This is a genomic window from Catenuloplanes nepalensis (assembly GCF_030811575.1).
Taxonomy (GTDB): domain Bacteria; phylum Actinomycetota; class Actinomycetes; order Mycobacteriales; family Micromonosporaceae; genus Catenuloplanes; species Catenuloplanes nepalensis.
This window is the reverse complement of the sequence record NZ_JAUSRA010000001.1, coordinates 3,885,519-3,907,030: the sequence shown is the minus strand read 5'-3', so window position 1 is coordinate 3,907,030 and position 21,512 is coordinate 3,885,519. Positions and strand designations below refer to the sequence as shown.

The window sequence follows — 21,512 nt, the reverse complement described above, 5'->3', positions numbered from 1 at the left end:
TGATCGCCGGTGACAGGCTGTCCGCGAACCGCCGGTCGAGCAGACGACCGGCCCGACATGGGGGAAATTCATGCGCATCAAGGCACGTAACGCCGTGGTCATCGCCGGGGCTCTCGCGGCGATGGTCCTGCCCGGAACGGCCGCCCACGCGTCCGGCATGGGCGGCGACGCCGATCCGGTCCACATCAAGAACGTCGGGCTCAACGACATCGGGCCGGATGGCGGCTGCCTCACGGCCGTCTACGACCACGACAACGGTGGGACCGTGATCCGCGTCCGGCCCTGCGGCACCTCGTGGGGTCAGACCTGGCACGTCGAGGAGCTCTCCGAGGACTGGGCCGGCCGCCTGTACTTCAAGGTGCGGGACGCCAAGGACGACTGTCTGGAACTGATCGGCGAGGACGCGCCGGAGAACGCCCGGCTGGGGCTCCGACCGTGCACGGACGAGGCCGGGTTCCAGGTGTTCCGGGGAACCAAGGCCGACTGGGAGAGCCCGACCTGGCGCGTCAGCGGCCAGGGCGGCGACGCGTGGCTGCGGGCCTACGACGAGTACTCGGCGCCGTACACCACGCAGACCGCGGACTGGCCGGGCGCGTCCGCCGAGTGGCAGACCGAGCCGCTCCGGGGATAGTTCGCACGCGGCCCGGAGCGCTGTGGGTCAGGCCGTGGCGGCTCCGGTCATGATGGCCACGCCGTCGGCCATCGAGTGCGAGGACGGCGTGACCACGGCGGCGCGGCGGGCGAGGCGCTGGATGTGGATGCGGTCGGCCACCTGCCACACGTGCGGCATGTTGTGGCTGATCAAAACCACGGCCAGGCCTCGCTCGCGCAGCCGTTCGACCAGCGCGAGCACCTGGTTCGACTCCTTCACGCCGAGCGCGGCGGTCGGCTGGCCTCGGAACGCGCCGCTGAATAGGCGTCGGCTCGCGTCGGTGAACAGGCCTCAGTGAAGGGACGCGCGCGCCGCCTCCAGCACGACCGGATCGGCGCAGCCCCGCGCGTACCCTCGGATGCGTTTGTTGATGTCCCTGGTCAGCAGCCAGATGCCGATCCGGTCCGCGATCGGGCGAAGCCAGACCGGGCGGCAGCGGAAGCTGTAGCGCCAGGTCGCCACCGTGTGTCCCGGCTCCCCGGGCGCCGGCGCGAACCGCCAGCCGCCCGCGAACATCTCGAAGAACCACGGCCCGCGCACCATCTTCATGCCCACGTTCGTCGGCGGTGCGAACGACACGTACTCGCTGACCATGCTCAGCCCGTGCCGGGACCGGGTGAACGTGCGCACGCCCCTGCCCGGCCGGGTCGCGCCGCCGAGCAAGTGCTGCCGGCGCACGAACGGATCCCAGCGATTGCGCACCGGCGCGACCGTCTGCGAAACCGCGAAGGCGACGTCCGGCGGTACGGGTACGGAGATACTGGCCTCCACCACGGGCATCGGTCCATTATCCGGTTCATCCGACCGACTTCCCGCGCTAACGGCGCGACGCCGGCTGTTCAGGTGAACGCTGGCTGAGAGTCGCCCGGCGCTGCGAGACTTCCGCTCGTGAGCTGGCGCGCGAGAATCGCGATCGTCCCCGCCTCCGTGCTTCCCGCGCTGTCGGTGCTGGTGGTGGCCGCGGTGGCGGACGATCTGACGTTCGGGTCGGCATGGGCGTGGCTCGCGGCCGCGCTGGTCGTCGGCTTCGTCAACAGCGGCGTCGAGGCCGCCTACAACCTGTCCCTGCGCATCCTGCCGTGGCCGTCCCCGGCCCAGTTCGTGATGCGGCAGTCGCTGTGGGGCCTGTGCGCCGCGGTCGTCAACACCGTCGTGCTGCTGGTCCTGCCGCTGCTGCTCAACATCGTCGGCAACGACGCCTCCGCCACGCTCGGCGCCGCGCTGATCGGCGGCCTGATCGGCGGCCTCTGCTTCGCGGTCGGCTCCGCCGTCGCCGACATCGAGATGTCCGTGGGCAGCGACTGACCGCCCGCTATCGTCGCCCCATGCCGGAGCTGATCGCACCCACGACCGCGCTGCACGCCGCGTGGCTGGCCGCGCATCGCGAGTGGGGGCCGGGGGCGCACGAGGACGGCTTCGGGCTGCTGCCGACCGACCGCCCGGCGACCGTCGCCGGGTTCGCCGCCTTCGTCGCACGGCTGGAGGCCGGGGCGGACCGCTGTACGTACCGGTGGATCGTCGACGGCTCCGATGTGCTGGGCGGCATCGCGCTGCGTCATTCGCTCAGCGGCTCCGCCGCCGCCATGGGCCACATCGGGTACGGGATCCGGCCGTCCGCGCGCCGGCGCGGCGTCGGAGGCTGGGCGCTGGACGAGATGCTGGCGCACGCGCGCGAGGTCGGCCTCGACCGGGTGCTGATGGTCTGCCTCGTCGACAACGAGGCCTCTGCACGGCTGATCGAACGCCACGGCGGCGTCCTCGAGGGCGTCCCGGACGTGGTCCGGCGCTACTGGATTACGGTGTCGGCATGATCGTCAGGTGGGAGACCGTCGAGGAGATCGGCGCGGCGCGGCGGCGGTTCGAGGAGGCGATCGACGGTTACGCGCCGCCGATGGCGCACGCGATCCTGCTGCCCGGCGGCGACTTCGCACGTATCAACGTCGGCGACGGCCTGCTGCCCGCGGTCATCCTCGCCACCCTGCTCGGCCACGCCTCCGGCAACGCGTCCTACCCGCTGGACTCCGCCACACTCGACCGGGCGCTGGAGTTGCTGGCTCCGGCCGAGGCGTGTACCGCGGTGCCGCACCCGAACCTCGGCGCCTGGCGCTGGCTGCGCGGCTCCGACGAACTGATCGCCGTCTTCGTCTCGTCTCTCGAACCGTCGGCTGACCCCGCGGTCAGCGCGCTGGCCGGCCGGCTGCTCGGCGGCCGCACCGAGAACCCGGACGGCACCACCACGCTCTGGCGCCCGGTCGGCCCGGCCGAACTCGACCTGATCGCTCAGTCGGGTTACGCGGCCTTCCCGCCCCGCCTCCCGGACCAGCCGATCTTCTACCCGGTGCTCAACGAGGCCTACGCGGCCCGGATCGCCGCCGAGTGGAACGTGGCCGCCTCCGGCTCCGGCCACGTCACCCGCTTCCGGGTGGCCACGGACGTCGCCCGCCGCTACCCGAGCCGCCAGGCCGGCGGCCGGGAGATCGCCGAGCTGTGGATCCCCGCGGCCGACCTGCCCGAGTTCAACACCCACATCGTGGGCCCGATCGAGGTGGTGTCGTCGTTCTGACTCCGTTCTGGGACACCGGCCACACCGCCGGCGTGTTCCCGCCGCTCACCGACGCGATGATCGCCGACGCGGAGTCGCGTCTCGGCGTGACGCTGCCGGCTGCCCTGCTCGACCTGCTGCGGGTGCAGAACGGCGGCGTCGTGGTCGACGAGCGGAGTGCCTGCCCGGCGGCGCCGAACTCGTGGTCGCCGGACGAGGTGCCGTTCGACCATCTGATGGGGATCGGCGCCGACGGCGACGGCCTGAGCATCCTGGACACCGCCTACCTGATCGACGAGTGGGAGTTGCCGCGGGGCCTGGTTCTGCTCTCGCGGTCGCCGGTTGACTGCCCTCGCCTGGACAGCCTTGTGCCGGCCTGCCTTCGATGCCGTTTTGCAGCCGTGGTGGCGGTGGCGCGGTGGGTGGACGGCATGACAGGCTCGGGCGGGAGACGCGGGCTGGTGATCTGGCCGTAACCGGACCTTGACGCGTCTGACCCACGTGAGCAGACTGCGGAATACGTTTTCCAAGGGTCGCGGACCGGAGGGCACCCCGGCCCGCGACCCGCGGGCGAAGGAGGCAGCCCGATGCTCGCGGCATCCGTCGGAGAAGTCCGGAATGGGCACGCGCTTTCCCGCTGTTCGGAGCGCCCGCCGTACCCGTTGAATGGTTTAAAGAACAACATCGATCGCCGGCGAGCCTGACGCGGCCACGTGCCTCTGAAACGATCCATTGTCATCCCCGCGAAACACTTGACGCGCGTCACAGCATCGATGCAGACTGCGGAAAGCGCTTTCCCCCTTTGATGCTTTCGACCCGAAAGATCCCCCTTGCCGGAGGCACCCCGGTTCGGGGGGACTGCGCGTTACCAGTGACTGCTCATGTGAAGGAGGGTCGTGTGAGTGCTCTCGGCGAGCTCCAACGGCTCGGCGCCTCCAAGGGCGGCCCGCCGCGAAAGCGGGACGACAAGGCCGCCTTCCTGTTCCTGCTGCCGTGGTTCGCGGGGCTTCTGCTGATCACGGCCGGCCCGATCGTGGCCTCGCTGGGGCTCAGCTTCACCGACTACAACCTGATCCAGCCGCCGGAGTTCAACGGCGTCGAGAACATCTCCCGCATGTTCACCGACGAGCGCCTGCACAGGTCGCTCGGCGTGACCTTCATCTATGTGTTCGTCTCCGTGCCGCTGCAACTGCTGGCCGCGCTCGCGCTGGCCATCCTGCTCGACCGAGGGTTGCGCGGCCTGCCGTTCTACCGCTCCGCGTTTTACCTGCCGTCGCTGCTCGGCTCCAGCGTCGCGATCGCGGTGTTGTGGAAGCAGATCTTCGGTGCTGAGGGACTGCTCAATCAGCTGCTCGGCGTCTTCGGCATCACCGGCCGGGGCTGGATCTCCGACCCGGACACGGCGCTGTCGACGCTGATCGTCCTGAACGTCTGGACGTTCGGCGCACCGATGGTGATCTTCCTGGCCGGCCTGCGTCAGATCCCGGTGATGTACTACGAGGCCGCGTCCGTGGACGGCGCGAGCAAGTGGACGCAGTTCAAGAAGATCACCGTGCCGCTGCTGTCGCCGATCATCTTCTTCAACCTGGTCCTGCAGATCATCCACGCGTTCCAGTCGTTCACCCAGGCGTTCGTCGTCTCGGGCGGCACCGGCGGACCGTCGGACTCGACGCTGTTCTACACGCTCTTCCTCTACGAGCGCGGCTTCGCCAGATTCGACATGGGGTACGCCTCGGCGCTCGCCTGGCTGCTCCTGCTGATCATCGCCGGGTTCACCGCGATCAACTTCTGGGCCGCCAAGCGATGGGTGTTCTACGATGACTGACCTCAAGGCGCGCCCGATCCCGGTCGCCACCCAGGACGACCCGCCGCCGCCGAGGTTCGTGCTGCCGGGCTGGCTCAAGTCCACGCTCAAGCACGCCACGCTGATCGCGTTCGCGATCGTGATGCTCTATCCGGTCATCTGGATGGTGGTCAGCTCACTGCGGCCGAACAACGAGATCTTCCGCTCGCCCGGCCTGGTGCTGGACAGCTTCGAGGTCTCCAACTACACCGACGGGTGGAACGCGCTCGCCTCGCCGTTCGGCCACTACATGCTGAACTCCGCGATCGTGGTGCTCGGCTGCATCATCGGCAACCTGGTCTCCTGCTCGATGGCGGCGTACGCGTTCGCCCGCTTGGAGTTCACCGGCAAGAAGTGGTGGTTCGCCATCATGCTGGTGACGATCATGCTGCCGATCCACGTGCTGATCGTCCCGCAGTACATCATCTTCTCGAACCTCGGCTGGGTGAACACGTTCCTGCCGCTGGTCGTGCCGAAACTGCTGGCCACGGACGCGTTCTTCGTGTTCCTGATGGTCCAGTTCATCCGCGGCCTGCCGCGCGAGCTGGACGAGGCGGCCCGCATCGACGGCGCCGGCCACCCGCGCATCTTCCTGCAGGTCATCCTGCCGCTGATGCTGCCGGCGCTGGCCACCACCACGATCTTCACGTTCATCTGGACGTGGAACGACTTCTTCTCGCAGCTGATCTACCTGACCGACCCGGAGATGTACACGGTGCCGGTCGCGCTGCGCTCGTTCGTGGACGCCACGGTCGCCACGTCGTGGGGCTCCATGTTCGCGATGAGCGTGGTCTCCCTCCTGCCGATCTTCCTCGCCTTCCTGATCGGCCAGCGATACCTGATCAAGGGCATCGCCACCACCGGTATCAAGTAACCACCATCGAAAGGGCACATTCGATGACCAACGGCATATCCCGGCGTACGGTTCTCTCGATCGCCGGTGCGGTCGGCGCATCCACGGCGCTCGCCGCCTGCGGTGGCGGCGGCGGTGACGCGGGCGGGGAACTCTCCACGGACCCGGTCACGCTCCGCTTCACCTGGTGGGGCTCGGACGCGCGGCACAAGCGTACCCAGCAGGCGATCGACCTGTTCAAGGCCAAGTACCCGAACATCACCATCAAGGGCGAGTTCAAGGACTGGAACGGCTACTGGGACAGCCTCGCCACCACGGTCGCGGCGAACGACGCACCGGACATCATCCAGATGGACGAGCTCTACCTCGCCTCGTACGCCGAGCGTGGCGCGCTGCTCGACCTGGGCACCGCGTCCGCCCACCTGAAGACCGCGGACATCGAGGCGACCGCGCTGGACACCGGCAAGGTCGACGGCAAGCAGTACGCGATCCCGACCGGCCTCACCGCGTACTCGTTCATCGTCAACGACGACCTGCTCAAGCAGTACAACGTCACGCTGCCGGACACCGCGACCTGGTCCTGGGAGGACCTGCGCACGGTCGGCGACAAGATCTCCAAGGCCAGCGGCGGCAAGGTCAACGGCGTCCAGCTCTGGGGCTTCGACACCGGCTCGGTCAACATCTGGCTCCGCCAGCAGGGCGCGTCGCTGTACGACGAGTCCGGCAAGGTCTCCGCGCCGCCGGCCGTGCTCGCCCAGTACTGGCAGTACCTGCTGGACCTGTCGAAGACCGGCATCGGCCCGGCCGCGTCGGTCACGATCGAGCGCGCCGGTGCCGCGCTGGACCAGTCCGGCATGGCTACGAACGCCACCGCGATCGGCACGTCGTGGAACACCCAGCTGACGTCGTTCGCGGCGGCCAGCGGCCAGAACCTGCGGCTGGTGCAGATCCCGGGCGAGTCCCAGGTGGGTACGCCGGGCGCCTACTACAAGCCGTCCATGTACTGGGCGATCTCCGCCCGGTCGAAGCAGCCGGCCGAGGCCGCCGCGTTCGTCGACTTCCTGCTCAACACGCAGGAGGCCGCGGACGTGCTGCTCACCGACCGCGGCGTGCCCGGCAACACGACGATCCGGGCCGCGCTCGCGCCGAAGCTCACCGCCACCGACAAGGCCGCCGCGGACTACCTCGACACGGTCAAGGTCGGCCCGGCGCCCCGGGTCACGCCGAACGGCGCCAGCGGCATCGAGGCGATCCTGAAGCGGCACACCGAGGAGGTCCTGTTCGAGCGCAAGACGCCGCAGGCCGCCGCGGAGTCGTTCATCAAGGAGCTGCAGACCGAGATCGACGCCGCCTGATCCACCAGCGCAGCGGGCCGGTGCCGCTCGGCACCGGCCCGTGTCCCAAGGAGCGTGGCATGACCAAGACCCCGTACCGCGCGGCGATCATCGGCACCGGAGGCATCGCCACCGCCCACGCCCGGGCGCTGCGCGCCCACCCGGACCGGGTGGAGTTGGCCGCGGTCGTCGACGTCGACGCGGACCGGGCCCGCACGTTCGCGGCGACGTGGGACGTGCCCACGGTCGCGCCGAGCCTGACCGAGCTGCTCGCCTCCGGCGACGTCGACCTCGTCCACCTGTGCACGCCGCCGTCCACGCACGCGCCGCTCGCGATCGAGGCGCTGCGGGCCGGCGCGCACGTGCTCGTCGAGAAGCCGCCGACGCTGTCACTGTCCGAACTGGACGACATCGCGGCCGTCTCCGCGGAGACCGGCAGGCACGTCGCCACCGTCTTCCAGCATCGCTTCGGCGCGGGCGCGGCCCGGCTGCGCGCGCTCGCCGCGGCCGGGCACCTCGGCCGGTCGCTGCTGGCCACCTGCGACACGCTGTGGTACCGCGACGACGCCTACTTCGCCGCTCCGTGGCGCGGGAAGTGGGAGACCGAGGGCGGCGGCCCGACCATGGGCCACGGCATCCACCAGTTCGACCTGCTGCTGTCGATCCTCGGCCCGTGGGCGCAGGTCACCGCGGTCGCCGGCCGGCAGGCACGGCACCAGGTGCACACCGAGGACGTGTCGATGGCGCTGGTCACGTTCGCCGACGGCACGCTCGCGTCCGTCGTCAACTCCGTGGTCTCGCCGCGCCAGACGTCCGCGCTGCGCTTCGACTTCGAGCGCGCCACGGTCGAGCTGACCCACCTCTACGGATACACCGACGACCACTGGACGGTCACGCCCGCGCCGGGCAACGGTGAGATCAAGAAGCGCTGGTACGCGGACTGGGACGACGTCGAGTCCAGCCACGCCGGGCAGCTCGCGGCCGTGCTTGACGCGCTGGACGCCGGGACCGCGCTGCCGGTCACGCTCGCGGACACGCGCCGGACCATGGAGTTCGTCGCCGCGCTCTACCGGTCCGCGTTCACCGGCGCGCCGGTCCGCGCCGGCGAGATCGGCCCGGACGACCCGTTCGCACTGCGCATGAACGGCGTCGGCGCCCCCTGGACAGAGCCGGCCTCAACAGAAGGAGTCCGCACCGCATGACTCTGCACGTCGATCACAAGCTCGGCAAGGAGGTCACGGTCTCGGCCGGGGACGTCCCGATCGCCACCTACGTCTACGTGCCGGACACCGTGCGGCTGGAGTCGCCGAAGCCGTACCTGCACCCGCTGCGCACGCTCGCCGGTGACCTGGTCTCGCTGTTCCGCCCGCACGACCACGTCTGGCACAAGGGCATCGCCTGGTCGCTGCCGCACCTGGGGGAGCACAACTTCTGGGGCGGGCCGACCTATGTGCACGGTCAGTTCTACGTGCAGAAGGAGAACAACGGCAGCGCGCTGCACCGGGACATGACGTCGCTGACCGTGGACGGCGACACCGCCGCGCTCACCCACACGCTCGACTGGCGCTCCCAGCAGGGCGCGCCGGTCGTCGACGAGACCCGGTCGCTGACGTTCACGCTGATCGACGAGACGAGCTGGGCGCTGCGCTTCGAGACCCGGATGACGAACGTCTCCGGCGCGACGCTGCACATCGGATCGCCGACCACCAAGGGCCGGGAGAACGCGGGGTACGGCGGGCTGTTCTGGCGCGGCCCGCGCAGCTTCACCAACGGCACCGCGCAGTCCCCGGACGGCGTCGGCGCGGACAACCTGCGCGGCACCCGCGCGGAGTGGTTCGCCTACCGAGGCAAGCACGACGAGACCGGCCGCGCCTCCACCATCGTGATGGTCGACGACCGGCGCAACCCGCAGCACCCGCCGCAGTGGTTCACCCGCAGCGCGGAGTTCGCCTGCCTCTGCCCGGCGCCGTTCTTCAGCGAGGAACTGCCGTTCGAGGCCGGCGGCACGCTCACGTTCCGCTACGCGGTGGTCATCGCCACCGGCGACCACGGCGACGAGGGTACGCACGAGCTGGCCGACCGGGGCCGGAACGTGTTGGCGTCATGACCTTCCCCGGTGGCACCTCGATCAGCCGGCTGACCGTCTACACAGGGCGGTGCGTGGACGGGCTGGCCGGCGGCACCCCGCACCTGCACACCGCGTCCACCGAGGCGTACGTGGTCACCGGCGGCACCGGCGCGCTGCAGACGCTCGACGCGTCGGGCTTTCGCGAGATCCCACTCGAACACGGCTCGCTGATCTGGTTCACGCCCGGCGTCATCCACCGCGCGGTCAACCACGGCGACCTCCGGGTGCTGGTCGTCATGTCCAACGCCGGGCTGCCCGAGGCCGGCGACGCGGTCATGACGTTCCCGCCGGACGTCCTCGCCACGCCCGAGTCCTACGCCGCGGCCGCGGTGCTTCCGGCGAAGGACGACGACGCCGTGGCGCGCCGCCGGGACCTCGCGGTCGGGGAGTTCCTGCGGCTCAGGGACGCGGCGATCAGGGGCGACCTCGCGCCGCTGCACGCGTTCTACGACGCCGCGGCACGGCTGGTGCGCGGCCGGATCCCGCAGTGGCGCGAGATCTGGCAGGCCACGGTCGCGGCGCAGACCGCACGGACCGCCGAGATGTTGAACAACCTCGACGCCGGTGACGGCTCGCACCTCCGCGAGGGCGGCGTGCTGGGCGCGCCGCGCAGCGAGACCGACGGCTGGGGCATGTGCGGCCGGCTCGGCACCCACGACGTTCGCAATCCCGACACCCCCGGAGGCTCGCAATGACCCGCCGCTACGCCATCGCCGGACTCGGGCACCGCGCCCAGATGTACGTGGACGCGCTGCTCGGCGACTGGAGCGACACCGGCACGATCGTCGCGTTCCTCGACACGAACAAGACCCGGATGGACTACCACAACGGGCGGCTCCCCTCACCCGTACCCACGTATGGGCCTGAGGGTCTGCACGAGGTTCTGGGCCTGTCCGATGTGCTCGTCGTGACGAGTGTGGACGCCACCCACGCGGACTACGTGGTCGCCGCGCTCGACGCCGGGCTGGACGTGGTGTGCGAGAAGCCGCTGACCGTCGACGAGGAGGGCTGCGCGCGCATCGCGGACGCGGCCGAACGCTCCAGCGGGAACCTGATCGTCACGTTCAACTACCGCTACTCGCCGCGGAACTCCGCCGTGCGTGAGCTGATCGCGTCCGGCCGGATCGGTGACATCACGGCCGTGCACTTCGAGTGGGCGCTGGACACCGCGCACGGCGCCGACTACTTCCGCCGCTGGCACCGCGACCGCGGAAGCTCCGGCGGCCTGCTGGTGCACAAGTCCACGCACCACTTCGACCTGATCAACTGGTGGCTGGCCAGCAATCCCGAGCTGGTCTTCGCGCAGACCGCGCTGCGCTTCTACGGCTCGTCCGGTGCGGGCGGCGGGGCGGACAGGCCGGCGCGGGCCAAGGGCGCGCCCGGGCTCGGCACCGACCCGTTCCTGCTGGACGCCTCCGCCGACCCGCGGCTCAAGGCGCTCTACCTGGACGCGGAGCACGAGGACGGCTACGTCCGCGACCAGGACGTGTTCGCGCCCGGCGTGACCATCGACGACACCATGTCCGTGCTCATCCGGTACGCCAACCGTGCGCTGGTCACCTACTCGCTCACCGCGTACAGCCCGTTCGAGGGGTACCGGGTCGCGTTCACCGGCACCCGCGGCCGGATCGAGTTGGAGGTCGGCGAGCGCGCCTGGACGCCGGTGAACGCGGCCATCGACCCGAGCGCCGGCCTGCACTCGACCGACTCCTCCTGGGAGCGGCTCACCGTGCAGGAGCAGTGGGGCAAGCCGGAGGAGGTGCCGATCATCCGCGGCGAGGGCGGCCACGGCGGCGGCGACAGGCTACTGCTCGACGACGTGTTCCGCGGACCGTCCGGCGACCCGCTCGCGCGGCAGGCCGGCTACCGCGACGGCATCCGCAGCGTGCTCACCGGCGTCGCCGCGAACAAGTCGGCCGCGTCCGGCGCGCCGGTGACCCTCACGGACGAGGGGACTCGCCTAGCCTGAGCGCGCGAACGGCGTACAACTTCTGCTCATCGCCGGCGCCGGGATCGCGGTCGCCCGCCGGGTCAGCCGCGGGCGACGACGGAGCCGTTGACGACCGCGAGGAACGACGTGGGACGGATCGTCATGATGATGCGCTCGGGGGCGTCCGGGATCGGGTAGACGTTGTCGTACCGGTGCTGCAGGGAGGCGTAGAACGAGGCCTCGGCGTCGTCGTCCTCGACCTTCTCGACGATGCCGCGGACCTCGAGGAACCGGTACGGGTCGTCGGGGTCGGCGATGGACAGAGCGATCCGCGGTTCCTTCGTCACGTTGCGGAACTTCTGCCGGGTCTTCTTGTGGGTCATCCGGAGGACCTCGCCGTCCCAGGCGAACCACATGACGCTCGACTGCGGCGAGCCGTCCGGCCGGATCGTGGCCATGTGCGCGAAGACCGGGCGCTCCAGCAGGTCGGCGTGACTCTCGGGAACTGTACTCATGCGGCCGATCCTGCCACAGACTAGTTGCACGCGCACCATATCCGCGCACGCGGAAGGGTCGTGGTGACCACACCGGAACATGGAGGAGCCCAGCCGCCCACCCCTGCGCGGAGTGAGCGCTCTGCCCATGCGCCGGCCGTTGCCCGCGGGAGCACGCCCCTGCTGAGCTTTCAGAGTCGAGGATCGATCGGCGCCGGCCGTCCGGGCGCTGCGCGCCCGAAATTCACGCCATAGGGGTCGCTGCCGCGGAGTGCCGCTCACCCTGACGCCGAAGGCCCAGCAGAACGGAGTGAACGCCGATTCGCCGCCGGAAGCGGGAACAGCGAATTCTGGATGTCGTACGGTGGTGGATCCACGCGTGGGATCGTCACGGAACTGACACATGTTGGCCGGGGGTCCGTCAAAAGTCCCCGGCAGCCTGATCGAAGTGGAGTCGTGGCGACCGGGAGGCCGGGATGCAGGTGGGACAGGCCGCCCTGATCGAGCTGGCGATCACGCACGAGTTGGTGCGCCACCGCCTCCCCGCGGTGCGGCTACTGTTGGACCAGGCTCTCGCCCGGCGTCCGGCGCGGCTCGTCCTGGATCTCACCGAGTGCCCGACGATCGACGCCGCGGGAATCGAACTGCTGCTCAGCACGCACCGACGCCTCTGGGGCGGCGAGGGGCGGCTGGCGCTGCGCCGGCCCACGGCGCGAGTGCTGCGCCTGCTGGAGATCGCACACGCGACGAAGGTGCTCCAGATCGACGTCGGCTGACGATGGGTGGTGTGTCATGACCGCGGTGCCCGGGCAGGTGGCCAACATGATCGACTTGATCTGCGACCGCTGCGGAGTCGTGCTCAGGTGCCGCGCCGATCACCTGCGCGACCTCGAGGTGGTCTGGCCGCTGCTCACCGACCAGGGCTGGGCCGGCTCGCCGTTCGCCACCGGCCAGCACACCTGTCCCGGGTGTGTGGTCGGGCAGCTGCGCGAGCCGAGCGCGGCCGCGGCCGCGACCTGGCCGGTTCGCAAGCACATTCCGCGCGACGTCGCGCTGCGGCACGACCCGCACGCCGCGATCGTCGAGGTCACCGGCGACATCGATCGGCTGCTGGTGTCGACGATGCAGGCCGCGCTCGGCAGGGCGGCGGCGCTGCACCGCAACGTCGTGCTCGACCTGTCCGCGGTCGAGCTGGTCGACCCGATCGGGCTGAGCGTGCTGGTGCGCGGGCACATGCGGGCCCGCAAGCGCGGCGGTCACCTGTGTCTCGCCGCGCCCAGCCGGTTCGTGCTGACCGTGCTGCACACCATGCGCCTGGACGACGCGCTGCCGGTCTTCGCCGACCTGCCGTCCGCGCTGACCTGGCTGGCCGCGCACCCGCCGCTGCCCGCGCAGCGATCGTCGTGAAAGCGCAGTGGTCGCCGTGAGGGGTGCGGTGGTCGCCGTGAGGGCGCGGCGATCGCCGAGAAGGCACAACGATCATCGTGAAGGCACAGCGGTCGTCATGAAACCGTCACACGTCCGGGAAGCCGTTGCCATGAACTCCCCAAAAGATGATCATTCCGCCGGTGTCACGGCTCGACTCCTCCCCCCAGACGGGAGTCGTGTCACCGGTGGGCCGGCCGCACCCGCGTGCGGGAGTCCTGGTTCAGGTCCCGTGCGCGGGTGTCTCCCGGGCGGCCCTGCTGGGGCCCGGGCATGATGGGAAGCATGCCGGGCGTGCTGGTGATCGAGGACGACGACCGGATCCGGTTGTCGCTGGTGATGGCGCTGGAGGACGAGGGTTACACGGCTCGCGGCGCCGCGACCGCGGAGGAGGGCCTCGCCGCGCAGCGCGCCCAGGCCGCCGACACGGTCCTGGTCGACCTGATGCTCCCGGGGATCGACGGTTTCGAGTGCATCCGCCAGCTGCGGCGCGTCGACGACGTGCCGATCGTGGTGGTCAGCGCGCGCGACGACACGCACGACATCGTGGCCGCGCTGGAGGCGGGCGCGGACGACTACGTGGTGAAGCCGGTCGCGATCAAGGAGCTGTCCGCGCGGCTGCGCGCGCTGCGGCGGCGGGCCCGGCCGGTCGCGGTGGATCCCGTACCCGTGCTGTCGTTCGGTGATCTTCAGATTCTGCCGGAGGCGGGGGAGGTGCGGGTCGGCGGCGAGACCGTGGCCGTGACGCGCACCGAGTTCCAGCTGCTCTGCGAGCTGGCCGAGCACGCGGGCCGGGTGCTGTCCCGGCAACAGCTGCTGCAGCGCGTCTGGGGTTACGACGGCGGCGACGAGCGGCTGGTCGACGTGCACATCGGCCGGTTGCGCGCCAAGATCGAGAAAGACTCGGGGGCGCCGCGCCATCTGGTCACCGTGCGTGGCCTCGGATACAAGCTGCTCGTGTCATGAACGTGATCGGGCGGGCCGGGTTGCGGGCACGGGTCACCACCGGGTTCGCGGCGGGCGCGCTCGTGCTGTCGCTGGCGATGGCGTCGATCTCGTACCAGCTGGTGCGCCAGTCGCTGATCGCGGAACGGGAGAACGCGGCGGTGCGCGCGGCCTACTACGACGCCGCGATCGTGGAGGCGGGCATCAACAACAATCCCACCCCCGACATCGGTACGGTGCTGCGCTCCCTCGACACCGGCGACAGCCGCCAGGCGGTGCTGCACCTCGACGAGTGGCACGCCCGCAGCGCCGACGTCGGGCTCACCGACGCGATCCCCACCCGACTGCAGGAGCACGCTGCCACCGGCCGGGTCGGCGTGCAGATGGTCGACGCCGGCGGCACCCCCGCGCTGGTCGTGGCCGTGCCCCTGGCCGACGGCGCGGTCTTCTACGAGATCGACTCGATGGCCGAACTCGACCACACACTGCGGGTGCTCGCGCTGGTCCTGACGCTGGTCGCGCTCGGCACCGCCGGTGCGGGCGCGCTCGTCGGCTGGAACGCCACCCGCTACGTGCTGCGCCCGCTCACCAGCGTCGCGAACGCGGCGAAGGAGATCACCGCCGGCCGGCAGATGGCCCGCCTCGACCCGGCCACCGAGCCCGACCTGGCCCGGCTCACCACCTCGTTCAACCACATGGTCGACCAGCTCTCCGCGCGGATGGAACGCGACCGCCGGTTCGCCGCGGACGTCAGCCACGAGTTGCGCTCCCCGCTGCAGACGCTCGCGGCCGCGGCCAGCGTGCTCGACCGGCGCCGGGACACGCTCGACGAACGCACCGCGCTCGCGGCCGGCCTGATCGTCGACGAGGTCGACCGGTTCCAGCGACTCGTCAACGACCTGCTCGAACTCGCCCGCACCGACCAGCCCGCGGACCGGCAGGAGGTCGACGTGGCGGAACTGGCCCGGCAGACCTGCCGCGACCATGGCCTCGACCCCGGCATCGTCACCGTGGTCGGCGGCCCGGTGGCCTGGTCCGTCGACCGGCGCCGGATCCGCCAGCTCTTCGACAACCTGCTCGACAACGCGGCCGGTTACGGTGGCGGCGCCACCGAGGTCCGGCTCACCGCGGACGCGGAACGCTGCCGGATCGAGGTCGACGACGAGGGCCCCGGCGTCAGCCCGGAGGACAAGCCGCTGATCTGGAGCCGGTTCGTCCGTGGCCGGTCGCAGAGCTCGTCGCGCGCGGACGGCGGCGGCACCGGCCTCGGCCTCGCGCTCGTCGCCCAGCACGCGGCGGCGCACGACGGCACCGCCGAGGTGCTGGACCGTCCCGGCGGCGGCGCGCGCTTCCGCATCGACCTGCCAGACTGCTTGTGAAAGGCAGTGCCTGTGAGACGCGTCCTTCCGTTGCTGCTGCCGTTGCTGCTCGCCGGGTGCGGCATCCCGCTGGACGACGCGCCGCGCGAGCCGGACAACCCGCGGCCGTACCGGTTCGGCACCGCCACCGCGCCCGGCGGCGGCTCCGCCGTCGAACGCCTCTGCCTGGTCAAGGACGACCGGATCGCGCGCATCCAGCGGCGGCTGCCGACCGCCCGCAACGCCGCCGAGCAACTCGCCGACCTGTTCGGCGGCCCGAACGCGGAGGAGCAGGCGGACGGCTACACCAGTGCGCTCACCGGCACGCTGATCACGCCGCGGCTCACGCTGGACGGTGCGGCCGCGGTCGTCGAGATCGGTGACTGGACCGCGCACGGCAACCGCAGCGACGAGGTGCTCGCGTTCGGCCAGATCGTCTGCACGCTGACCAGCCGCCCGGAGATCGGCACGGTCGAGTTCACCAGCGCCGGCGAGCCGCTCAGCGTGCCGCGCGCGGACCTGTCACTGTCGGACCGGCCGCTGACGCTCGTCGACTACGACGAACTGATCACCTGACCGCGCGACGAGATCTGCTGCACGGCCCAGGAGTTGCCGTCCGGGTCGTCGAAGAAGACGAAGCCGACGTTGTCCAGCGGGTCCGGGACCGGGTGCGGGTTCTCGCCGACGACCTGGACGTCGCCGCACTCCAGGCCGCGCGCGCGTAGCTCGGCGTGGGCCGCGCGGATGTCCGGCACGACCAGTTGGAGGCCCTTCAGCGAGCCGGGCGGCATCTCCGGCACCGCACCCCGCCCGATGACGATCGAGCAGCCGGAGCCGGGCGGCGTCAGCTGGATGATTCGCCCGACGCCGAAGTCGGTGTCGTGATCGACGTGGAAGCCGAGCGTGCCGGCGTAGAACTCCTTGGCCCGGTCCAGATCGGACACGGGCACGATGACGACTTCCAGGGTCCAGTTCACGGTGTGCTCTCCTCGGCCGGTGCTGCGGGAATCGCGACTGCTGCGGGAATCGCGTCTTCGGTGGAATCGTGACCAGGACAGCCGAGCCGGGACCGGGTGTCAACGCGGCACGCCGACACCCAATTATCTCATGCCGTCTATGTGTGCCGTCGGGCGGTGGTGGATCTGCGCAGCTCAGGGGCGCGTTAGCGTCTGCGGTCATGCAGACCGACATTCGACTGTGGAGTGCCGAGCGCGGTGCGGGCGCTCCGACGTTGCTCATCATGGGTACGGCGGCGCAGTCCGTCGGCTGGCCGGAACCGCTGGTGGACCGGCTGGTCGAGGGCGGGCGCCGGGTGATCCTGTTCGACCACCGGGACACCGGGCTCTCCGAGTGCCGGGACTTCGCCGCGCACCCGTACAGCATCGACGATCTGGCCCTCGACTGCCTCGCGGTGCTGGACGCGCACGGCGTCGGCGCCGCCCACCTGGCCGGCGCGTCGCTCGGCGGCGCGATCGGGCAGTGGCTGGCCGTCCACCGGCCGGACCGCGTGCTGTCGCTGACCGCCATCATGACCTCGCCGATGGGCAACGACCCCGGGCCGGCGTGGGCCCGCGCGTTCGCCGGCGCGCCTCCGCTCGACGGTGAGCTGCCGGCGCCGAGCCCGCAGTTCCTGCGGTACGTCACGTCGCCGGAGCGGGATCCCCTCGGCACCCAGCGGGTGCTGCACGGGGACGGGCTGCCGTTCGACGAGGAGGCCGCGCGCGACTACGTGCGCCGCTCGGCGGAACGCGCCGTGCATCCGGAGGCGGCCGCGAACCATGACCTGGCCGGCCGCCGGTGGACGGCCGCGCGCCGCGCCCCGCTCGGCACGATCACCGCACCCACGCTGGTGATCCACGGCAGCGCGGATCCGCTGTTCCCGCCCGCGCACGGTGAGGCGCTGGCCGCGGCCGTCCCGGGCGCGCGGCTGACCGTCATCGACGGGATGGGCCACGGCTTCTTCTCACCCGGCCTGCCGGAACGCGTCGCTGACCTGATCCTGGGTTAGCTCGTTAGCCGTTGCCGGAGGTGTAGCCGCCGGCGGGCAGCTCCCGGCCGGCGGAGTCGAGGGCGCGCAGGCCGGTGACCTGTTCCCCGCCGGTGGTCGCGGGATCGAACCAGAACACCACGATCCGGTCCGCGCCGATCCCGGCCTCGGCCAGGGTCGCCGCCACGGTCGTGCCGTCCGGGGTGCTGCCGGTGATCTCCGTGGCCGGGCCGGCGTAGTAGCCGAACTGCGGCACCGGCACGCCCTCGTCCACGGCCGGGCCGTACACGGCGTGGAAGCCGAGCGCCACGTCCGAGCCCCGCGTCTCGTTCGTGATGAGCAGGTTCCCGATCGTGCCCGACGCGTCGCGCACCGCGCAGGCGAGCCCGAAGCGGATCTGCGGCAGTTCGTCGAGGTGAATGGCCTGGATGCGGAACACGATCTCGCCCTCCGGGACCTGCACCCCCGTCGGCAGCGTGTCCTCGCCATCCTCGCCCGGCGTCGCCGAAGGGGGCACGGGGAGCCTGGACGGCGCGACGCTGGGCGGCGGTGGCGCGGCCGGGGCGACCGGTGCGCCGCGGCCGGGTCCGAGCGCGCCGAACGCGACCACCACGCCGGTCACGGTGACCAGCACCAGGCCGGCCGTGGCGCCGGCGATCGCGCGCCGGTGGCGGATGCGGCGCCCGGTCGCCATCACCGCGTCCAGGTCGGGCGGGCCGAACGGCACGTCCGGGCCGGCCTGCAGGTCCTGACGGAGTCGGTCGAGCTCGTTCATCCGTTCGCTCCCGGGGTCACGCGGTCGGTCTGGAGGCGCAGCCGGGCCAGGCCGCGGGCGCCCATGCTCTTCACCGAGCCGATCGAGATGCCCAGCTCGGCGGCCACGTCGGCCTCGGAGAGATCGAAGTAGTAACGCAGCACCACCACCGCGCGCTCCCGCGGCGCCAGCGTGCGCAGCGCGTCGACCAGCCACTGGCGGCGGGAGACGTCGTCGGCGACGTCGGCCGGCGCGGGCCGGTCCGGGACCGCCGCGTGCGGCTGCTCGCGGATCGGCCGCCGCCAGCCGTCGGTGATGTGATTGATCAGGACCCGCCGGGTGTACGCGTACGCGTCCTGGCGGCGCACCCGTGACCAGGACGCGTAGGTGCGGGCCAGCGCGGTCTGCGCCGCGTCCTCCGCCCGGTGGTGGTCGCCGACGATCAGGTACGCCGCGTGCACCAGCCGTCTCCAGGCGACCTGGGCGAACTCCACGAATTCGTCGTCGCCGCGGGCCGGCGGGGAGGTCCTCACGCGGCTGATACGGATGGGCGGCCCGAAAGGTTGCCGGGGATCGCCGGCAACTTTCGGCGCGCACCGCCCGTATTCCGCACGGGCGCGCGGCACAACCGGACAGCCGGTCCCAAACCGTACCGCGGCAGATGCCTTTGCTTGGTATTCGGCTTCCCGCGGATAAAGCGGCATTTAGCCTGAATCGGTGTACGGACTGTCGCTGATCTTCCGCGCGGGCACGGTGCTGTGCGCGCTGCCGCTCGGCGACATCGTGGAACTCATGCGACCGCTGCCGATCCAGTCCTTGGCGGGCAGCGCGCACTACGTGCGTGGGGTGAGCGTGGTGCGCGGGGTGGCCGTGCCGGTGCTCGACCTCGGCCGGCTGCTCGGCGACTTCGACACCGCGCCGGAACGTTTCATCACCACGAAATCCGGCGGCGTACTGGCGATCGGCCCGGTGCTCGGCGTGCGCGACGTGAACCCGGAGCCCGGCCGGGAGGCACCGTCGATGGGCGGCGTGGTGGCGGCGGTCGGCGTGCTGGACGCGGAGCCGCTGATGTTCCTCGACCCGGACGGCGTGACCCGGATGGTGGCGGCGTATGCGGCCTGACCTGAACCGGTTGCGCGCGCTGCTGGCCGAGCGGCTGGGCATGACGTTCGACGAGAAGCGGGACGACCTGCTGACCGAGGTGCTGCGCACGCGCGCGGACCGGCACCGGATGAGCGAGGGCGACTACCTCGACCGGCTGACCGCGGACCCGGAACGTGCGGAGCTGCGCGCGCTCGCCGAGGCCGTCACGATCAATGAAACGTACTTCTTCCGCAACATCGAGCAGTTCCACGCGCTGGCCGAGGTGGCGATCCCGGACCGGCGCAGGGCGCGCGCGTCGGTGCGGGCGCTACGGCTGCTGAGTGTGGGCTGCTCGTCCGGCGAGGAGCCCTACACGCTCGCGGCCGTGACCGCGGAACGCGTCCCGCCGGACTGGCACGTCTCCATCGTCGGCCTGGACATCAACCGGGCGGTGCTGCGCCGCGCGGCGACCGGGCATTACAGCACCTGGTCGCTGCGCGAGACACCGGCCAGCATCCGGCAACGCTGGTTCCATCCGCGCGACGACGGCGTCGAGGTCGACGAGCGGCTGCGCGCCCGCGTGCAGTTCGTCGAGCACAACGTGGTCAACGACGACCCGGTGCTGTGGGCCAGCCAGAGCTACGACGTGATCTTCTGCCGGAACATGCTGATGTACCTCACCGACGAGGTCCGGCGCGGCACGATCGCACGGATCACCCGCGCGCTCGCCCCCGGCGGATACCTCTTCCTGGGCCACACCGACTCGCTCGGCAGCCGCCCGGAGGGCCTCGAGGTCCGGCACACGCACGGCACGGTCTACTACTGCCGGACCACGCGGACCGCCGCGCCGCAGCCGGTCGCCACCGCACCCGCGCCCTTCACGCGTCCGCAACCGGCACCACAGATCAAGACCCAGCCCATGCGCGGGTACGAACAGGCGCTGCTCCTGCTTCGGGATGAACGCTTTCAAGAGGCGCTCGCGGCCGTCGAGTCGATGACCGAGCCGGAGTCCCGCCTGCCCCGGGTCCGGGTGCTGCGCGGCGCGCTGCTCGCCCACGTCGGCGACACCGGCAGGGCCGCGGACCTGTGCGAGCGGCTGGTCGCGGAGGACGGCCTGAACGCGGACGCGCACTACGTGATCGGTGTCTGCCACGAGGGCGACGCGTCCCCGGCCGCGGCGGGCCGCAACCACCAGCTCGCCGCGTACCTCGACCCCGGCTTCGCCATGCCCCGCATGCGGCTCGGCCTGCTGGCCAAGCAGGCCGGCGACCGGCAGACCGCGGCCCGCGAGTTGGACCGGGCCGTGACGTTGCTGCGCGGCGAGTCCGACGAGCGGATCCTGCTGTTCGGCGGCGGGTTCGGCCGGCGGTCGCTGATCGCGCTCTGCCGCAGCGAACTCCAGGCGGTCGGAGCCGTGTCGTGACCGGGGCCTGGACGCCACCGGCCGACACCTGGGGCACCTCGCCGGAATCGCCACCGGGCGACTGGGGCGCCTCGCTCACGGACGAGATGACGGACCTGGCCGCACGGAACCGCACCATCGAGGACGCCCGCGCGGGCGACGGCACCGGCGCGTTCGGCGACACCGCTGACGGCGCCCGCGAAATCGGCAGTGCCCGTGCGATCGGCGGCATCGGAACCTCCGTGGCGGAGAGCGCGGCCGCGCGGGAGATGTGGGAGCGACTCGGCGAACTGCGGTCCTCGTTCGACCGGTCGTTCGCGGACCCGCCCCGGGAGCAGGTCGTCCAGTTCCACGACCTGCTCGCCGTCTCGGTCGCCGGCCGCCGGTACGCGCTGCGGCTGTCCCAGTCCGCCGGCCTCTTCCCGAACCGGCGGGTCACCCCGCTGCCCGGCCCGATCTCCGCGCTGCTCGGCGTCGCCGGGTTCCGCGGCTCGATCGTGCCTGTCTACAGCCTCGCCGCCGTGCTCGGCCAGCCACCGCGACCGGAGTCGCGCTGGCTGGTGCTGGCCGCGGGCGACCCCGCGGTCGCGCTCGCGTTCGAGGAGCTCGACGGCCACCTGCGCATCCCCGCCGGCGAGATCATCGAGGAGCAGGTCGGGCACGGCCCGCGCGGCTGCCTGCGCGGCATCGTGCAACGGCCGGAGGGCGCCCGGCCGATCGTCGACGTCGCCGCGGTCCGTGCCGCCATCCAAGCCCTGACGCAGCACACCTGAGGAGATGCC

The 21,512-nt window shown here is 71.4% G+C and carries 27 protein-coding genes; 21 read left to right on the top strand and 6 right to left on the bottom strand.

Annotation, left to right across the window (positions count from 1 at the left end; all coding sequences use genetic code 11):
- Nucleotides 1–70: 70 nt before the first annotated feature.
- On the top strand, nucleotides 71–631 hold the full coding sequence (locus J2S43_RS16745; protein ID WP_306830191.1) for an RICIN domain-containing protein: 561 nt from the start codon (nucleotides 71–73) through the stop codon (nucleotides 629–631).
- Between the two features lie 27 nt (nucleotides 632–658).
- On the opposite strand, the gene J2S43_RS16740 is transcribed toward J2S43_RS16745, so the two are convergent.
- Complete coding sequence (locus J2S43_RS16740) at nucleotides 659–871, bottom strand: P-loop NTPase family protein (protein ID WP_306830189.1); 213 nt, start codon at nucleotides 869–871, stop codon at nucleotides 659–661.
- A 72-nt stretch (nucleotides 872–943) separates the two neighbouring features.
- Nucleotides 944–1,432, bottom strand: a complete 489-nt coding sequence (locus tag J2S43_RS16735; protein WP_306830186.1) for an SRPBCC family protein — start codon at nucleotides 1,430–1,432, stop codon at nucleotides 944–946.
- Between the two features lie 108 nt (nucleotides 1,433–1,540).
- Between J2S43_RS16735 and J2S43_RS16730 the strand changes: the two genes are divergently transcribed.
- From J2S43_RS16730 to J2S43_RS16680, 11 genes are all read left to right on the top strand, one after another.
- Nucleotides 1,541–1,957, top strand: coding sequence for a hypothetical protein (locus J2S43_RS16730; RefSeq protein ID WP_306830184.1), 417 nt, complete (start codon nucleotides 1,541–1,543; stop codon nucleotides 1,955–1,957).
- Nucleotides 1,958–1,977: 20 nt separating this feature from the next.
- Nucleotides 1,978–2,463 (top strand): GNAT family N-acetyltransferase, encoded by a 486-nt coding sequence (locus J2S43_RS16725; RefSeq protein WP_306830182.1) that lies wholly within the window; start codon nucleotides 1,978–1,980, stop codon nucleotides 2,461–2,463.
- A gap of 386 nt (nucleotides 2,464–2,849) precedes the next feature.
- A complete protein-coding gene (locus tag J2S43_RS16720; RefSeq protein ID WP_306839315.1) occupies nucleotides 2,850–3,215 on the top strand; it encodes a hypothetical protein in 366 nt (121 codons plus the stop codon).
- Between the two features lie 32 nt (nucleotides 3,216–3,247).
- Nucleotides 3,248–3,670, top strand: coding sequence for an SMI1/KNR4 family protein (locus J2S43_RS16715; RefSeq protein ID WP_306830180.1), 423 nt, complete (start codon nucleotides 3,248–3,250; stop codon nucleotides 3,668–3,670).
- Between the two features lie 422 nt (nucleotides 3,671–4,092).
- Nucleotides 4,093–5,019 carry a carbohydrate ABC transporter permease gene (locus J2S43_RS16710; RefSeq protein WP_306830178.1) on the top strand — a complete coding sequence of 309 codons (927 nt, stop codon included), beginning with the start codon at nucleotides 4,093–4,095 and terminating at the stop codon, nucleotides 5,017–5,019.
- Nucleotides 5,012–5,911, top strand: coding sequence for a carbohydrate ABC transporter permease (locus J2S43_RS16705; protein ID WP_306830177.1), 900 nt, complete (start codon nucleotides 5,012–5,014; stop codon nucleotides 5,909–5,911). The genes J2S43_RS16710 and J2S43_RS16705 overlap by 8 nt, the downstream gene beginning before the upstream one ends.
- A 23-nt stretch (nucleotides 5,912–5,934) precedes the next feature.
- Nucleotides 5,935–7,245 (top strand): ABC transporter substrate-binding protein, encoded by a 1,311-nt coding sequence (locus tag J2S43_RS16700; protein WP_306830175.1) that lies wholly within the window; start codon nucleotides 5,935–5,937, stop codon nucleotides 7,243–7,245.
- A gap of 59 nt (nucleotides 7,246–7,304) precedes the next feature.
- Complete coding sequence (locus J2S43_RS16695; RefSeq protein ID WP_306830173.1) at nucleotides 7,305–8,426, top strand: Gfo/Idh/MocA family protein; 1,122 nt, start codon at nucleotides 7,305–7,307, stop codon at nucleotides 8,424–8,426.
- Nucleotides 8,423–9,331 (top strand): DUF6807 domain-containing protein, encoded by a 909-nt coding sequence (locus J2S43_RS16690; RefSeq protein WP_306830171.1) that lies wholly within the window; start codon nucleotides 8,423–8,425, stop codon nucleotides 9,329–9,331. The genes J2S43_RS16695 and J2S43_RS16690 overlap by 4 nt, the downstream gene beginning before the upstream one ends.
- Nucleotides 9,328–10,047, top strand: coding sequence for a cupin domain-containing protein (locus J2S43_RS16685; protein WP_306830169.1), 720 nt, complete (start codon nucleotides 9,328–9,330; stop codon nucleotides 10,045–10,047). The genes J2S43_RS16690 and J2S43_RS16685 overlap by 4 nt, the downstream gene beginning before the upstream one ends.
- Nucleotides 10,044–11,321: a Gfo/Idh/MocA family protein gene (locus J2S43_RS16680; protein ID WP_306830167.1), complete on the top strand. Its 1,278-nt coding sequence runs from the start codon at nucleotides 10,044–10,046 to the stop codon at nucleotides 11,319–11,321. The genes J2S43_RS16685 and J2S43_RS16680 overlap by 4 nt, the downstream gene beginning before the upstream one ends.
- 62 nt (nucleotides 11,322–11,383) lie before the next feature.
- On the opposite strand, the gene J2S43_RS16675 is transcribed toward J2S43_RS16680, so the two are convergent.
- Nucleotides 11,384–11,797, bottom strand: a complete 414-nt coding sequence (locus J2S43_RS16675; protein ID WP_306830166.1) for a PPOX class F420-dependent oxidoreductase — start codon at nucleotides 11,795–11,797, stop codon at nucleotides 11,384–11,386.
- Nucleotides 11,798–12,252: 455 nt separating this feature from the next.
- Between J2S43_RS16675 and J2S43_RS16670 the strand changes: the two genes are divergently transcribed.
- The 5 genes from J2S43_RS16670 (at nucleotide 12,253) to J2S43_RS16650 (ending at nucleotide 16,080) form a co-directional block, all read left to right on the top strand.
- Nucleotides 12,253–12,552, top strand: coding sequence for an STAS domain-containing protein (locus J2S43_RS16670; RefSeq protein WP_306830164.1), 300 nt, complete (start codon nucleotides 12,253–12,255; stop codon nucleotides 12,550–12,552).
- 16 nt (nucleotides 12,553–12,568) lie between these two features.
- Complete coding sequence (locus J2S43_RS16665; RefSeq protein WP_306830162.1) at nucleotides 12,569–13,183, top strand: STAS domain-containing protein; 615 nt, start codon at nucleotides 12,569–12,571, stop codon at nucleotides 13,181–13,183.
- A 303-nt stretch (nucleotides 13,184–13,486) separates the two neighbouring features.
- Nucleotides 13,487–14,167, top strand: a complete 681-nt coding sequence (locus J2S43_RS16660; RefSeq protein ID WP_306830161.1) for a response regulator transcription factor — start codon at nucleotides 13,487–13,489, stop codon at nucleotides 14,165–14,167.
- Between the two features lie 5 nt (nucleotides 14,168–14,172).
- Complete coding sequence (locus tag J2S43_RS16655; RefSeq protein ID WP_306839313.1) at nucleotides 14,173–15,525, top strand: sensor histidine kinase; 1,353 nt, start codon at nucleotides 14,173–14,175, stop codon at nucleotides 15,523–15,525.
- Nucleotides 15,526–15,537: 12 nt separating this feature from the next.
- Nucleotides 15,538–16,080, top strand: coding sequence for a GerMN domain-containing protein (locus J2S43_RS16650; protein ID WP_306830159.1), 543 nt, complete (start codon nucleotides 15,538–15,540; stop codon nucleotides 16,078–16,080).
- Here J2S43_RS16650 and J2S43_RS16645 read toward each other — a convergent pair.
- Nucleotides 16,059–16,481: a VOC family protein gene (locus J2S43_RS16645; protein ID WP_306830157.1), complete on the bottom strand. Its 423-nt coding sequence runs from the start codon at nucleotides 16,479–16,481 to the stop codon at nucleotides 16,059–16,061. The genes J2S43_RS16650 and J2S43_RS16645 overlap by 22 nt on opposite strands.
- Nucleotides 16,482–16,681: 200 nt before the next feature.
- Between J2S43_RS16645 and J2S43_RS16640 the strand changes: the two genes are divergently transcribed.
- On the top strand, nucleotides 16,682–17,512 hold the full coding sequence (locus J2S43_RS16640) for an alpha/beta fold hydrolase (RefSeq protein WP_306830155.1): 831 nt from the start codon (nucleotides 16,682–16,684) through the stop codon (nucleotides 17,510–17,512).
- A 4-nt stretch (nucleotides 17,513–17,516) separates the two neighbouring features.
- On the opposite strand, the gene J2S43_RS16635 is transcribed toward J2S43_RS16640, so the two are convergent.
- Together J2S43_RS16635 and J2S43_RS16630 are read right to left on the bottom strand one after the other, a co-directional pair.
- Nucleotides 17,517–18,266, bottom strand: coding sequence for a hypothetical protein (locus tag J2S43_RS16635; RefSeq protein WP_306830153.1), 750 nt, complete (start codon nucleotides 18,264–18,266; stop codon nucleotides 17,517–17,519).
- Entirely contained in the window at nucleotides 18,263–18,778 is a 516-nt protein-coding gene (locus J2S43_RS16630) for a SigE family RNA polymerase sigma factor (protein WP_306830150.1), read from the bottom strand. Before J2S43_RS16630 ends, J2S43_RS16635 begins: the two co-directional genes overlap by 4 nt.
- 184 nt (nucleotides 18,779–18,962) lie before the next feature.
- Between J2S43_RS16630 and J2S43_RS16625 the strand changes: the two genes are divergently transcribed.
- From J2S43_RS16625 to J2S43_RS16615, 3 genes are read left to right on the top strand one after another with little or no spacing between them, the layout of a single operon-like run.
- Complete coding sequence (locus tag J2S43_RS16625) at nucleotides 18,963–19,367, top strand: chemotaxis protein CheW (protein WP_306830149.1); 405 nt, start codon at nucleotides 18,963–18,965, stop codon at nucleotides 19,365–19,367.
- Nucleotides 19,357–20,751 (top strand): CheR family methyltransferase, encoded by a 1,395-nt coding sequence (locus J2S43_RS16620; RefSeq protein ID WP_306830147.1) that lies wholly within the window; start codon nucleotides 19,357–19,359, stop codon nucleotides 20,749–20,751. The genes J2S43_RS16625 and J2S43_RS16620 overlap by 11 nt, the downstream gene beginning before the upstream one ends.
- Nucleotides 20,748–21,503 carry a chemotaxis protein CheW gene (locus tag J2S43_RS16615; protein WP_306830145.1) on the top strand — a complete coding sequence of 252 codons (756 nt, stop codon included), beginning with the start codon at nucleotides 20,748–20,750 and terminating at the stop codon, nucleotides 21,501–21,503. Before J2S43_RS16620 ends, J2S43_RS16615 begins: the two co-directional genes overlap by 4 nt.
- Nucleotides 21,504–21,512: the final 9 nt, after the last annotated feature.

Coding starts and splice junctions, on each gene's coding strand:
- J2S43_RS16745 (WP_306830191.1), top strand. CDS start 71: ATGCGCATCAAGGCACGTAACGCCGTGGTCATCGCCGGGGCTCTCGCG.
- J2S43_RS16735 (WP_306830186.1), bottom strand. CDS start 1,432: ATGCCCGTGGTGGAGGCCAGTATCTCCGTACCCGTACCGCCGGACGTC.
- J2S43_RS16725 (WP_306830182.1), top strand. CDS start 1,978: ATGCCGGAGCTGATCGCACCCACGACCGCGCTGCACGCCGCGTGGCTG.
- J2S43_RS16705 (WP_306830177.1), top strand. CDS start 5,012: ATGACTGACCTCAAGGCGCGCCCGATCCCGGTCGCCACCCAGGACGAC.
- J2S43_RS16700 (WP_306830175.1), top strand. CDS start 5,935: ATGACCAACGGCATATCCCGGCGTACGGTTCTCTCGATCGCCGGTGCG.
- J2S43_RS16695 (WP_306830173.1), top strand. CDS start 7,305: ATGACCAAGACCCCGTACCGCGCGGCGATCATCGGCACCGGAGGCATC.
- J2S43_RS16690 (WP_306830171.1), top strand. CDS start 8,423: ATGACTCTGCACGTCGATCACAAGCTCGGCAAGGAGGTCACGGTCTCG.
- J2S43_RS16685 (WP_306830169.1), top strand. CDS start 9,328: ATGACCTTCCCCGGTGGCACCTCGATCAGCCGGCTGACCGTCTACACA.
- J2S43_RS16680 (WP_306830167.1), top strand. CDS start 10,044: ATGACCCGCCGCTACGCCATCGCCGGACTCGGGCACCGCGCCCAGATG.
- J2S43_RS16675 (WP_306830166.1), bottom strand. CDS start 11,797: ATGAGTACAGTTCCCGAGAGTCACGCCGACCTGCTGGAGCGCCCGGTC.
- J2S43_RS16670 (WP_306830164.1), top strand. CDS start 12,253: ATGCAGGTGGGACAGGCCGCCCTGATCGAGCTGGCGATCACGCACGAG.
- J2S43_RS16665 (WP_306830162.1), top strand. CDS start 12,569: ATGACCGCGGTGCCCGGGCAGGTGGCCAACATGATCGACTTGATCTGC.
- J2S43_RS16660 (WP_306830161.1), top strand. CDS start 13,487: ATGCCGGGCGTGCTGGTGATCGAGGACGACGACCGGATCCGGTTGTCG.
- J2S43_RS16640 (WP_306830155.1), top strand. CDS start 16,682: ATGCAGACCGACATTCGACTGTGGAGTGCCGAGCGCGGTGCGGGCGCT.
- J2S43_RS16635 (WP_306830153.1), bottom strand. CDS start 18,266: ATGAACGAGCTCGACCGACTCCGTCAGGACCTGCAGGCCGGCCCGGAC.
- J2S43_RS16620 (WP_306830147.1), top strand. CDS start 19,357: ATGCGGCCTGACCTGAACCGGTTGCGCGCGCTGCTGGCCGAGCGGCTG.